This is a genomic window from Methylobacterium sp. Leaf123 (assembly GCF_001423405.1).
Lineage (GTDB): Bacteria > Pseudomonadota > Alphaproteobacteria > Rhizobiales > Beijerinckiaceae > Methylobacterium.
The window spans coordinates 308,611-320,258 of the sequence record NZ_LMNS01000038.1; the positions used below are offsets into that span (position 1 = coordinate 308,611).

The 11,648-nt window shown below is 68.2% G+C and carries 11 protein-coding genes and 1 tRNA gene; 6 read left to right on the forward strand and 6 right to left on the reverse strand.

Going from position 1 to position 11,648, the window contains the following annotated elements:
• Nucleotides 1-30 precede the first annotated feature (30 nt).
• A complete protein-coding gene (gene phaR, locus ASF53_RS21040) occupies nt 31-642 on the reverse strand; it encodes a polyhydroxyalkanoate synthesis repressor PhaR (RefSeq protein ID WP_056203296.1) in 612 nt (203 codons plus the stop codon).
• 325 nt (nt 643-967) lie between these two features.
• Between phaR and ASF53_RS21045 the strand changes: the two genes are divergently transcribed.
• From ASF53_RS21045 to ASF53_RS21055, 3 genes are all read left to right on the forward strand, one after another.
• Nucleotides 968-2,152 carry an acetyl-CoA C-acetyltransferase gene (locus tag ASF53_RS21045; RefSeq protein WP_056203299.1) on the forward strand — a complete coding sequence of 395 codons (1,185 nt, stop codon included), beginning with the start codon at nt 968-970 and terminating at the stop codon, nt 2,150-2,152.
• Nucleotides 2,153-2,411: 259 nt separating this feature from the next.
• Entirely contained in the window at nt 2,412-3,140 is a 729-nt protein-coding gene (gene phbB / locus ASF53_RS21050) for an acetoacetyl-CoA reductase (protein ID WP_012254708.1), read from the forward strand.
• Nucleotides 3,141-3,294: 154 nt separating this feature from the next.
• A complete protein-coding gene (locus ASF53_RS21055) occupies nt 3,295-4,269 on the forward strand; it encodes a lipid A biosynthesis lauroyl acyltransferase (RefSeq protein ID WP_056203302.1) in 975 nt (324 codons plus the stop codon).
• Nucleotides 4,270-4,296: 27 nt separating this feature from the next.
• On the opposite strand, the gene ASF53_RS21060 is transcribed toward ASF53_RS21055, so the two are convergent.
• The 3 genes from ASF53_RS21060 to ASF53_RS21070 all read right to left on the reverse strand — a co-directional run bounded on the left by ASF53_RS21060 (nt 4,297) and on the right by ASF53_RS21070 (nt 7,756).
• Nucleotides 4,297-5,556, reverse strand: a complete 1,260-nt coding sequence (locus ASF53_RS21060; RefSeq protein WP_056203305.1) for an aminopeptidase — start codon at nt 5,554-5,556, stop codon at nt 4,297-4,299.
• A gap of 77 nt (nt 5,557-5,633) precedes the next feature.
• Complete coding sequence (locus tag ASF53_RS21065) at nt 5,634-5,927, reverse strand: DUF2218 domain-containing protein (RefSeq protein WP_056203309.1); 294 nt, start codon at nt 5,925-5,927, stop codon at nt 5,634-5,636.
• Between the two features lie 377 nt (nt 5,928-6,304).
• Nucleotides 6,305-7,756 (reverse strand): FAD-binding oxidoreductase, encoded by a 1,452-nt coding sequence (locus ASF53_RS21070; RefSeq protein WP_056203311.1) that lies wholly within the window; start codon nt 7,754-7,756, stop codon nt 6,305-6,307.
• Nucleotides 7,757-7,963: 207 nt separating this feature from the next.
• On the opposite strand from ASF53_RS21070, the gene ASF53_RS21075 reads away from it, so the two are divergent.
• From ASF53_RS21075 to ASF53_RS21085, 3 genes are all read left to right on the forward strand, one after another.
• Nucleotides 7,964-8,659, forward strand: a complete 696-nt coding sequence (locus tag ASF53_RS21075) for a fumarylacetoacetate hydrolase family protein (protein ID WP_056203313.1) — start codon at nt 7,964-7,966, stop codon at nt 8,657-8,659.
• A 48-nt stretch (nt 8,660-8,707) separates the two neighbouring features.
• Nucleotides 8,708-9,184 (forward strand): NUDIX domain-containing protein, encoded by a 477-nt coding sequence (locus ASF53_RS21080; protein ID WP_056203315.1) that lies wholly within the window; start codon nt 8,708-8,710, stop codon nt 9,182-9,184.
• A gap of 104 nt (nt 9,185-9,288) precedes the next feature.
• Nucleotides 9,289-9,363: transfer RNA gene (locus tag ASF53_RS21085), tRNA-Gly, on the forward strand.
• A gap of 1,198 nt (nt 9,364-10,561) precedes the next feature.
• On the opposite strand, the gene ASF53_RS21095 is transcribed toward ASF53_RS21085, so the two are convergent.
• Nucleotides 10,562-10,996: a hypothetical protein gene (locus ASF53_RS21095; protein WP_056203322.1), complete on the reverse strand. Its 435-nt coding sequence runs from the start codon at nt 10,994-10,996 to the stop codon at nt 10,562-10,564.
• A 4-nt stretch (nt 10,997-11,000) separates the two neighbouring features.
• Nucleotides 11,001-11,579, reverse strand: a complete 579-nt coding sequence (locus tag ASF53_RS21100; RefSeq protein WP_056203325.1) for a recombinase family protein — start codon at nt 11,577-11,579, stop codon at nt 11,001-11,003.
• Nucleotides 11,580-11,648 lie beyond the last annotated feature (69 nt).

The window sequence follows — 11,648 nt, forward strand, 5'->3', positions numbered from 1 at the left end:
CGCGCGGCAAGCGTCCTTCGGGACGAGGCCCTACTTGCGGGCGAGCGATTCGAGGCGGGCCTGCATCTCCGCCATCTGCTTCTTCAGCTCGTCGAGGTCGGCCGGCCCGGTGACGGCGGGGGTCGGAGCCGGGGCGGGGGGCGCGGCGGGCATCGTGCCCGGCGGCGGACCACCGGGGCCGAAGCCGCCGGTGAACATCTTCATCGCATCGCCGAAGAAAGTCATGTTGGCCCGCACCTGCTCCTGCAGCGCCTGCTGGAAGGCGGAGGGGCCGAAGCTCTGGGCCATCTTCTCGCGAAGGCCGTCCTGATCCTTGGCGAAGTTGGCCATGGAGAATTCAAGGAAGCTCGGCACCATCGTGCGCATGCTGTCGCCGTAGAAACGGATCAACTGCCGCAGGAAGGCCACCGGCAACAGGTTGTCGTCGCCGGCCTTGTTCTCCTGCTCGAAGATGATCTGGGTCAGCACCGAGCGGGTGATGTCGTCGCCCGAGCGTGCGTCGTAGACGATGAAGTCCTCGCCGTTCTGCACCATCGTCGCGAGATCTTCGAGCGTGACGTAGGTGGAGGTGCCGGTGTGATAGAGCCGGCGATTGGCGTATTTCTTGATGACGGTCTGATGCGCCCTGCCGGTCTCGGCCATCGTTGCGACACCTCCCGCTTCGCTCATGAGTCTGCGCAAAGCTCAACGCTCCGCCATGATCGGCTGCCCGCCTGCGCAGGCTAGGCTCTACATTCGTCGGAACCGACCTTAAGGCTTTCGCGGCGCGGCGAAAACAGCAATTTATCCCTGTCCCCGCAGAATCCGGTGCACTCGATCGCGGTCGTCTGCGCGACGTTCCGCCCATGTTGTCCGTAAGCCCGCTTGACTTCGAGAGGTGTGCGCTCTTCATCCGGTGAACGGCAGGTCGCGGCCCGGACATTCTGGTCTACCAAATATCGCACCGCCGAATGAGGAGAACGTCACGATGGCAGCCAGTGAAGATATCGTCATTGTCGGTGCGGCGCGTACGCCGGTCGGCTCGTTCGCCGGCGCCTTCGGTTCCGTGCCGGCCCACGAACTCGGCGCCACGGCGATCAAGGCCGCCCTGGAGCGCGCAGGCGTTTCGCCGGACGACGTGGACGAGGTGATCTTCGGCCAGGTGCTCACCGCTGCCGCCGGGCAGAACCCGGCCCGCCAGGCCGCCATCGCCGCCGGCATCCCCGAGAAGGCGACCGCGTGGGGCCTCAATCAGGTTTGCGGCTCGGGCCTGCGCACCGTCGCGGTCGGCATGCAGCAGATCGCCAACGGCGACGCCAAGGTGATCGTGGCCGGCGGCCAGGAATCGATGTCGCTGAGCCCGCACGCCCAGTACCTGCGCGGCGGCCAGAAGATGGGCGACCTCAAGCTCGTCGACACCATGATCAAGGACGGCCTGTGGGACGCCTTCAACGGCTACCACATGGGCCAGACCGCCGAGAACGTCGCCCAGGCCTTCCAGCTCACCCGCGAGCAGCAGGACCAGTTCGCGGTCCGCTCGCAGAACAAGGCCGAGGCCGCCCGCAAGGAAGGCCGCTTCAAGGAAGAGATCGTCCCCGTCACCGTGAAGGGCCGCAAGGGCGACACGATCGTCGACACCGACGAGTACATCCGTGACGGCGCCACCGTCGAGGCGATGGCCAAGCTCAAGCCCGCCTTCGCCAAGGACGGCACCGTGACCGCGGCCAACGCCTCGGGCCTCAACGACGGCGCCGCCGCGCTCGTGCTGATGTCGGCCTCCGAGGCCGAGCGCCGGGGCATCACGCCGCTTGCGCGGATCGTCTCCTGGGCGACCGCGGGCGTCGATCCCAAGGTGATGGGCACGGGCCCGATCCCGGCCTCGCGCAAGGCTCTCGAGAAGGCCGGCTGGAAGCCCTCCGACCTCGACCTGATCGAGGCGAACGAGGCCTTCGCAGCCCAGGCTCTGGCCGTGAACAAGGATATGGGCTGGGACGACGAGAAGGTGAACGTCAATGGCGGCGCCATCGCCATCGGCCACCCGATCGGAGCCTCCGGCGCCCGCGTCCTCATCACCCTGCTGCACGAGCTGAAGCGCCGCGACGCCAAGAAGGGCCTCGCCACGCTCTGCATCGGCGGCGGCATGGGTGTCGCCATGTGTGTCGAGCGGGTCTGAGCGATCGGCTCCAGGGGAGGGCGCTCGGCGCCCTCCCCACACCAAACCTCAAGCTGAATTTGACGAAACCAGCTTGAGGGTTTGTGAAATTTAAATGCGATGCGGGCTCGCGGTCGCCCGGATAAACAGGCGGGGATGACGCGCGGCGCCCCGCTCCTGCGAAGGCGGTGACAGGATCCTTGCCATGTCCGCCGCACGCCTAGCAGGTGTTTCGCGAACCGGCTTAACAACAACCCGATACGGGATCACGGAGGAAACTATGGCTCAGGAACGCGTCGCCCTCGTCACGGGCGGAACGCGCGGCATCGGCGCCGCGATCTCGAAGCGCCTGAAGGATAAGGGCTACAAGGTCGCCGCCAATTACGGCGGCAACGACGAGGCGGCCAACGCCTTCAAGGCCGAGACCGGCATCCCGGTGTTCAAGTTCGACGTCGGCGATCTCGCGAGCTGCGAGGCCGGCATCAAGGCGATCGAAGCCGAACTCGGCCCGATCGACGTCCTGGTGAACAACGCCGGCATCACCCGCGACGGCGCCTTCCACAAGATGACCTTCGAGAAGTGGCAGGCGGTGATCCGCACCAACCTCGACTCGATGTTCACCTGCACCCGTCCGCTGATCGAGGGAATGCGCTCGCGCAACTTCGGCCGCATCATCATCATCTCGTCGATCAACGGCCAGAAGGGCCAGGCCGGCCAGACCAACTACTCGGCGGCCAAGGCCGGCGTGATCGGCTTCGCCAAAGCGCTGGCGCAGGAGAGCGCCTCGAAGGGCGTCACCGTGAACGTCGTGGCCCCCGGCTACATCGCCACCGAGATGGTGATGGCGGTGCCGGAAGACATCCGTAACAAGATCATCTCGACGATCCCGACCGGCCGCCTCGGCGAAGCCGACGAGATCGCCCATGCGGTCGAGTACCTCGCCAGCGACGAGGCCGGCTTCGTCAACGGCTCGACGCTGACGATCAACGGCGGCCAGCACTTCGTCTGATCGACTCCTTTTCGCCAAGCCTTTCGGAGGCCGCCGGTCCGCTCGACGGGCCGGCGGCCTTCGCCGTTTCGCGGCAGGCATGCTCGCTTGCCCGGACAAAATACTTTATGCCGCCCTCCGAACATCCCCCGATGGCTCTCTCGATGAACCGGCTGTGCTGCGCCTTGCGCTGATCATGCGGCGGAACCTGCCCCGGCTGGCCGGTTTCGCCACCATCCCGCTGATCCGAGCGGTGTTTCTGCTCGCGCGGATGCTCGGCACCGACCGGGCGAGTGCGGCCGGCGGCCGGCTCGTTCGCCTCATCGGCCCGTTCCTGCCCTCGCACCGCACGGCGATGGACAACCTCCGCGCGGCCTATCCGAAGGAGGACGAGCGGCGGCTGCGGGCGATCGCGCTGGAGGCGTGGGACAATCTCGGGCGCACGGGCGCCGAATACGCCCATCTCGACACCATCTTCGATCACGACCCGGAGAACCTCGCGACCCAGCGCATGGACGTGCGCGGGCTCGAGCAGTTCTTCGCGATCCGCGACGATGGTCAGCCGGGGCTGATCTTCTCGGCCCATCTCGCCAACTGGGAATTGCCCGCGATCTGCGCGGAGAAGTTCGGGCTCGAGACCACCGCCGTGTTCCGGCCGCCGAACAATCCGGCCGCCGCACAGCTCGTGCAGGAAGTCCGCCGTAAGACCATGGGGGGGCTTGCCGCCTCCGGCCCCGGCGCCGTCTTCGCGATGCAGGGCGTGGTGGAGCGGGGCGGCCATCTCGGCCAGCTCATCGACCAGCATTTCACCCGCGGTGTGGTGGTGACGTTCTTCGGCCGGCCGGTGCTGGTCAACCCGCTGCTCGGCAAGCTCGCCCGGCACCACGATTGCCCGGTCCACGGCGCACGCGTGGTGCGCAAGGCGGGTGGGCGCTTCCTGCTCGAACTGACGCCGCCGCTCGACCTGCCCCGCGGCCCCGACGGGCAGATCGAGGTTCAGGGCGCGATGCAGGCGATGACGAGCGTCATCGAGGGATGGGTGCGCGAGCATCCCGGCCAATGGCTGTGGATGCACCGCCGCTGGCGGCCCAACATGCTCCCGAAGGGCACCCTGCCCACGCCGCCCGCCGGAGAAGCGCCGCGCGCTTGATCCGGGCGGACGACGCCTTGGCAAACCTCAGTCGGCCCACTCGCCGCGGCGCATCACCGGCACCGCCTCGCCCGCGGCGGTGATCCCGTCCACGTCGATCTCGGCCGAGCCGATCATCCAGTCGATATGGATCAGGCTGCGATTGGCGCCGCGCTCGGCGAGATCCGCCTCGCTCAAGCCCTCGCCACCGTTGCGGAAGCATTTCGAATAGGCCTGCCCCAGCGCGATGTGGCTCGCGGCGTTCTCGTCGTAGAGCGTGTTGTAGAACAACAGGCCCGAGGCCGAGATCGCCGAGGAGGCGGGCACCAGAGCCACCTCGCCGAGGCGAGCGGCGCCCTCGTCGGTGTCGAGCACCTTGGCGAGCACGTCGCTGCCGGTGCGCGCGTTCGCCTCGACGATGCGCCCCTCGGAGAAGCGCACGCGGATGTCGTCGATCAGGGTGCCCTGGTAGGAGAGTGGCTTGGTGCTGGCGACGTACCCGTCCACCCGCGCCCGGTGGGGCGTGGTGAACACCTCCTCGGTCGGGATGTTGGCGTTGCAGACGATGCCGTTCTTGGCCGTCGTCGCGCCGCCGCACCATTCGTGATCGTCGGCGAGCCCCACGGTGAGGTCGGTGCCGGGGCCGCGGAAGCGCAGGGCGGAGAAGCGGTCACCGTTGAGCCGCTCGGTGCGGCGGGCGAGATCGCGGTTATGCGCGCCCCAGGCCGCGACGGGATCGGGTCCGTCGATGCGCGAGGCGGAAAACACCGCATCCCACAGGCGCGCGACCGCCTCGTCCTCGGGCAGGTCGGGGAAGACCGTGCGCGCCCAGGGCTTGGTCGCGGCCGAGACGATGGTCCAGTTGGTGGAGAAGCCGGCGATCAGTTCCAGCGCCGGCACGTAGGCCTGCGAGCGCGAACGGTTGGCGCGGGCGACCTTGGACGGGTCCTGACCCGCCAGCAGGGACGGGTCGTCGCCCGAGATCGCGAGCCGGGCCGCGCCGTTCCGGTAGGCATCCGCCATGCCGGCATAGAGCCAGCCGGCGGCGCGGTCGAACGCCTCATCCGGCGCGTGGGCGAAGCGCGCCAGCGTCGCGGCGTCGTCCGCGTAGAAGGTGGTGACCAGCGCGGCGCCGGCCTTGTAGGCCTGCTCGGTGATGGCGCGGGCCAGCGGCACCGCTTCGAGCGGCGCCGTCATCACCAGTTCCTGGCCCGCTTGCAGCCCGAGGCCGACCCGCACGGCGACTTCCGCCAGCCGGTCGAGGCGCTCGGTGAAGGGGAGGGCGGCCGTGCCCGGCGTCTGGCTCATGGAATGGGTTCTCCAGGCTGTCTCGCCGCGCGCCGTCTTCCCGGCCCGGAACCGATCCCGTCAGACCGATCCGCGGCTCAGGCCGCGCGCGACCACGTGATGTCACCCAGATTTTCGCGGAAGGCAAAGCGCAGGAGGTGGTCGGAGACCACATTCTCCAGCCGTGTCAGGCCGGCGGGGTCGGGGGTGGCCACCTGCATCACCAGGGCGTCGGGGCTCGCCTCGAAGGTGCAGATCCGGTCCTCGCCGAACGGAACCCGGCCCTTGTCGCCGCTCTCCTCGACCGGGAACTTGTGGCTCCAATGGCGGCAGAGCTGCTTGAGGTAGCGGCTGGCTTCCGCGGTCGGCACCCGGGCCTGTGAGATGGGCATCAATGGTCTCCTTCAAAGTCGGTGCGGACGGGACGGCTCGGGACGCGGCCCGCAGGATGCGAGCCGGATGACGCGTCCCATCGCCCGCCGCTGCAGCGCGTCACCTTCGGGGAAAAGTGCACCGCACTGCGGTATGTGGGACGAGGGCCTAAAATCGTCATGCGACGAAACCGAGGCGGATCGCGTCGCCACCGGTTCCGGTAGAGGGCGATTGTCGGGGCGCAAGGGTTAACGATCTCATCATCCGGGCATCATTCCGGTTGCGCGCAAGGCTGATTCCCGGCCCTGTGACCCGGATCATGCAGCCATCTTGTGCGTTGCACAACAACCCGCCGACGCCACCGCGCGTTCCCGCGTGCGCCCCGTCACACCCGCTTTCAGACTGGGAGGGCCGGCGGCGGATCGTCCGAGAGCGCCACCACCTTGCCCGGATTGAGCCCGTCCTGCGGGTCGAGGGCAGCCTTCAACCGCCGCATCAGATCGAGGCCGACGGGGTCGGCGGTGCGGGCGAGTTCGTCACGCTTGATCAGGCCGATGCCGTGCTCGGCGGCGATCGATCCGTCCATGCGCTCGACGATGCCGTGGACGATGGCGTTGAAGCGGCCCCACTGGCTCAGGAACTCCGCCTTCTCCATGCCGACCGGCTGGGTCAGGTTGAAGTGGATGTTGCCGTCGCCGAAATGCCCGAACGGGCAGGGGCGCAGGCCCGGCATCGCCGCCTCGCAGGCGGCACTTGCCTCGTCCAGAAAGTCGGCGAGGCGCGAGAGCGGCAGCGAGACGTCGTGCTTGATCGAGCCGCCCTCCGCTTTCTGCACCTCGGGCAGCACCTCGCGCAGGCGCCACAGGGCGGCGTCCTGGGCCGCGCTGCCGCCGATTACCGCATCCTCCACCAATCCCGCCTCCATCGCCTCGGCGAGCAAGGCTTCCATCTTGGCGCGGGTGTCGGAGCCGGGCCGGGGTGAGGACAGCTCCACCAGGGCGTAGGCAGCATGGGAGCCGGAGAGCGGCGGGCGCACATCAATCCCGTGTCGCAGCACCATCTCCAGGCCGAAGCGGGGGATGTACTCGAAGGCCGTCAGCCCCCGGTCGGCACCGGCCCGGAGCCGCGCGAAGAGGGCGAGCGCCGCCTGCGCCGAGGCGAGGCCAACGAAGCCGACGCAGGTCGAGAGGGGCTTGGGGTACAGCTTCAGGGTCGCCGCGGTGATGATGCCGAGCGTGCCCTCCGAGCCGACGAAGAGGTGCTTGAGGTCGTAGCCGGCGTTGTTCTTGCGCAGCGCCTTGAGCCCGTTCCAGATCCGTCCATCGGCGAGCACCACTTCGAGCCCGAGCACGAGGTCGCGGGCATTGCCGTAGGCCAGTACCGCCAGACCCCCGGCATTGGTGGCGAGGCCGCCGCCGATCCGCGCCGTGCCCTCCGCCGCCCAGGAGAGCGGGAACAGCATCCCCGCCGCGTCGGCGGCGGCCTGCACGTCGGCGAGGATCATGCCGGCCTCCACCGTCATGCTGGCACCAAGGGGATCGATCGCCCGCAGCCGGTCGAGGCGATTGAGGGACAGCACGATCCCGCCGAAGGGCACGCCGCCGCCGACAAGCCCGGTATTGCCGCCCTGCGCCACCACCGGCACCCGCGCCTCGGCGCAGGCGCGCACCGTAAAGGCGACCTCCTCGGTCGTGCCCGGCGCCACGACGGCGAGCGCATGGCCGCGATAGAGCCCGCGCGACTCGACGAGATGCGGCGCGAGATCGGCCGGATCGGTGCGCACGTGCCGAAGGCCGAGCCGCTCGGAGAGCGTGGCGAGAAGGCGATCGTGGGAGAGGGGAGCGGTCATCGAGGGAGGGCTGAGGCGGGACGCACGACGGCGGCGTCCGGCTCAAATAGGCCGGGGGAACGGCATTTGCACCGAGGGGCGCGGATGCGGGGAAAGGCATGCGGGAAAATGGCACGCACCGGGCGCTGGCGGGTTTTCCTTCCGCAGCGGATCGCCGCCCGATCCGACCGTGTTTTCCGTCCCACCGAAGACGAGGCTTGAGGCGCCATGCTGTCCGTGATCCCGAACCCGCCGCGCACGGCGCTGCCGATCCATGGCAGTTCCGACCTGTTTCCGGTGCGCCGGGTCTATTGCGTGGGCCGCAACTACCGGGCCCATGCCCGCGAGATGGGCGCCGACGAGCGCGACCCGCCCTTCTTCTTCCTCAAGCCCGCCGACACGCTCCAGATCGTGCCGGAGGGCGCGACGATCGAGCATCCCTATCCGCCGCGCACCGAAAACTACCATTTCGAGGTGGAGCTGGTGGCGGCCCTCGGCCGGGGCGGGCGCGACATCCCGGTGGAGACCGCCGGCACCCATGTCTACGGCTACGCCGTCGGCCTCGACATGACCCGCCGCGACCTTCAGGACGAGGCCAAGCGGCAGGCGCGACCATGGGAGCTCGGCAAGGCGGCGGATTTCTCCGCCCCCATCGGCGCCCTGCGGCCGGCGGGCGTCATCGGTCATCCGCGCTCGGGCGCGATCACCCTGGACGTGGATGGCGCCGAGCGCCAGCGGGGCGACCTCTCCGAGATGATCTGGTCGGTGCCGGAGCAGGTCGCGCTGCTCTCCACCTATTTCGAGCTGCATCCCGGCGACCTGATCCTCACCGGCACGCCCGCGGGCGTCGGGGCGGTGCAACGCGGCCAGACCATGCGCGCGCGGATCGAGGGCGTGGGAGCGATCGCGCTCAAGGTCGTGTGAGCGCGCCGGGGCGCGACGAGCACGATGCCGCCGTCTAGAAGAGCCGGCATGATCCTCAATCTCGACCGCCCCTGGCTTCACCGCTTGTCCCTGCGGGTCGCGCTTATGACCCGCGGCATGACGCTGGGCGTGCGCGGCGTCGCCATCGACGGGCAGGGGCGGGTCTGCCTCGTGCGCCATACCTATGTCGGCGGCTGGCACCTGCCGGGGGGCGGGATCGATCCGGGCGAGAGCGGCCCCGCTGCGATGGCCCGCGAGTTCCGCGAGGAGGCCGAGATCGTGGTGACGCCCGACGGCAGCATGCGGCTGCACGGCTTCTTCCTGAACCCCGGCGCACAGCGCCGCGACCACATCGCCGTCTACATCGTCCCGGCTTTCACGGTGACGGGCCCGAAACGGCCCGACCGCGAGATCGCCGAGGCCGGCTTTTTCCCCCTCGACGCCCTGCCGGCCGACACCACCCGCGCCACCCGCGCCCGCCTCAACGAGATCCGCGGCGGCCAGCCACCGGCCGAGCTTTGGTGAGCCGCGCAAAAAAATCGACCTTGGCGCTTGCATCCCCGGCCGGGATAGTGTTTACCAGCGCCACCGACGGACGCGCCCACGGCGCCGGACGGACGGACAAGAGAGCGGGTGTAGCTCAGGGGTAGAGCACAACCTTGCCAAGGTTGGGGTCGAGGGTTCGAATCCCTTCGCCCGCTCCAGTTTCCCAACCATTCCAAGCCCTTAGGGCTATTTAGTGGCAGCCAGGCCGCGCACTAGATATGTTGAGGCCTCACCGAGGCCTCACGTTTCTGCATGTGGAAACGACGGCCAGAAGGTATCAGCCTAGCACCGCGATCCTTCGCCTCGGCATCTTTGGAAGCGTTGTGACGCTTTGAGCGGCACCGGTTTCCGAATGAGTTGATTCGCTCCAAAGATCATTTCTGTTCCTTGAGTCCTTCGCCAGGAAGGAATGAGCCGCCGCGTATCTTCCCACATAGTTGCCCCCGGCAGGCCGGACTTCCGCGGATGCCGCATGCCGTCGGGTCCACGTCGGATATGATCGAAGAGGCTGGCGACAATTTCGACCGACCTGATCGCGCTGACTGATCTGCTCCGGCTGCGGAAGTCGGTTCCAGGCGCGTCCTCTGGAGACAATCGGCGGCAAGTAGCCCTTCGGTGAGGCCCGCTTCAGCGCAGCAATTGCCGTTCGCAGGATCATGCGTATCGAGGTCACGATCTCGCCCCCCCCATCCTTCGGTACTCGACCGCAGCGATCCGTGAAGTGTGATGCTCTCGTGCATGGCGCTGCCCTGCAGGAAGCAATACCGCAACTTGAGCGGCAGCGATTCCCGGTTATCGCCTCGTCCTCGGCCTTGGAGCGACGAAGCTCCGGCTGAGTGTATTCGAGGCACACGACCGCTGGGCGCTCGCCATCAGGCATCTGCATGCAGATTGAGGAAATGAGGCCAGGATTGTCCGCCACGAAGTTTAGCGGCGCCGGCATCAGTTGGAACGGCACCGGGGCGGTATTGCCGTCGAGATGGCGCTGCTTGCACACCTCGGCCTGCGCCTCGAATCCGCTCAGCCCCTCGAGCGCGCAGTGGACTACGGGCCCGGCCTGCACTCGCCGGCCCTGGTCGATCCAGCCGAGTGCGACGTGCATCAGCAGGTCGAGACGAGGAAGCTCTTGCCGCACTTCGGCGCCCCCCAGAACTCAGCCAGCCCGAGGATTGGCAGCAAGGACTTTACGAGGAACCGCGGCACCGTAGAGAGCCGGATCCGGTCAAAGGGCACGAGCCGGAACCGGTCGGCGGGCGTGCTCGGATCGCCGGCGGAGCGGCCGCGGGCTTAGCACATGGACCACCCCCGTCGTTGGCGCGCATCGAGACCTCGGCCGCGTCAATCGCCATCATGCCGTCACGGCTCGCGCGGATGTAGGTGCACATGCACTGCACCGCGTACCGCAGGTAGGCGGAACCAGCGCTGGCGCAGATGCTCGCTACGATCGTGCAGGATGCGGCAGCGCTGGCAGAGCGCCTTCAAGTTCTTGGGGTCGTTGTCGCCCGGATCATAGTCGAGGTTGGCGCAGGCCGGGTAGACGCGGGTGGTTCCGATCACCATGCCCGCCGGCAGGCATTCCAGCGGCGCCAGCTTGAGCGGACGCCCCTTGCCGCTACGCCAAGTCTGCCCGACTGCATCCCACCAGCGACCATCCCCCAGGTGAAACACTAGCTGACCATGGGGCCGGCCACAGCCTTCGCAGCAGCCCTTGGCACGCCCGAACCGGATCACGTCGGACAGTTGCGCCCAGTCGATGGAATAGAAGAAGCGGTTTTCCGGGCGGATCGGCATCGGCTCAGCCCTGCGCCTGGCTGCGTGCGCGTGCCTGCGGAAAGTAGAGGTAGAAGGTCTTGCGGCTGACGCCGACGCGTTTGGCGATCTCGGCCACCGAGATGGTGCCGGCGGCGAGCATCGCGCGGCCCGCCTCTAGGTCGGCGTCGGTGATCTTGCGCGGACGACCGCCCTTGCGGCCCCGCGCGACCGCCGCCTTGAGCCCGGCCAGGGTGCGCTCACGGTTCAGGTCGAGGAAGTACTCGGCGATCGTGCCGAGGAAGTTGAACATCATCCGCCCGGTGGCGGTCTCAGTGTCCACCTGCTCGGTCAGCGACCGAAGCTTGACCCCGCGCTCCTGCAGCATGTGGGCGGTGTCGAGCATTTCGCGGAGGGAGCGGCCAAGACGGTCGATCCTCCAGACCACCAGCTGATCCTCGGCGCGCAGGAAGTCGAGGGCCGCCTCGAGGGCCGGGCGCTTGGTGCCGGCGCGCCCGCTCTCCTTCTCCTCGAATATCCGGATGCAGCCAGCGGCCCTCAGGGCATCGCGCTGCAGATCCAGGTTCCGGTCCTCGGTGGAAACGCGTACGTAGCCAATCAACATGTCACGATAGTCCCACAACAGCGTTTTCGTGATAATAGAAAAGCTTACATATTTAGGTGACAGAAACCG

Bases quoted from the DNA above. Each gene is read 5' to 3' on its own strand.
- phaR (WP_056203296.1), bottom strand. From the start codon at position 642: ATGGCCGAGACCGGCAGGGCGCATCAGACCGTCATCAAGAAATACGCC.
- ASF53_RS21045 (WP_056203299.1), top strand. From the start codon at position 968: ATGGCAGCCAGTGAAGATATCGTCATTGTCGGTGCGGCGCGTACGCCG.
- phbB (WP_012254708.1), top strand. From the start codon at position 2,412: ATGGCTCAGGAACGCGTCGCCCTCGTCACGGGCGGAACGCGCGGCATC.
- ASF53_RS21060 (WP_056203305.1), bottom strand. From the start codon at position 5,556: ATGAGCCAGACGCCGGGCACGGCCGCCCTCCCCTTCACCGAGCGCCTC.
- ASF53_RS21065 (WP_056203309.1), bottom strand. From the start codon at position 5,927: ATGCCCATCTCACAGGCCCGGGTGCCGACCGCGGAAGCCAGCCGCTAC.
- ASF53_RS21070 (WP_056203311.1), bottom strand. From the start codon at position 7,756: ATGACCGCTCCCCTCTCCCACGATCGCCTTCTCGCCACGCTCTCCGAG.
- ASF53_RS21075 (WP_056203313.1), top strand. From the start codon at position 7,964: ATGCTGTCCGTGATCCCGAACCCGCCGCGCACGGCGCTGCCGATCCAT.
- ASF53_RS21080 (WP_056203315.1), top strand. From the start codon at position 8,708: ATGATCCTCAATCTCGACCGCCCCTGGCTTCACCGCTTGTCCCTGCGG.
- ASF53_RS21095 (WP_056203322.1), bottom strand. From the start codon at position 10,996: ATGCCGATCCGCCCGGAAAACCGCTTCTTCTATTCCATCGACTGGGCG.
- ASF53_RS21100 (WP_056203325.1), bottom strand. From the start codon at position 11,579: ATGTTGATTGGCTACGTACGCGTTTCCACCGAGGACCGGAACCTGGAT.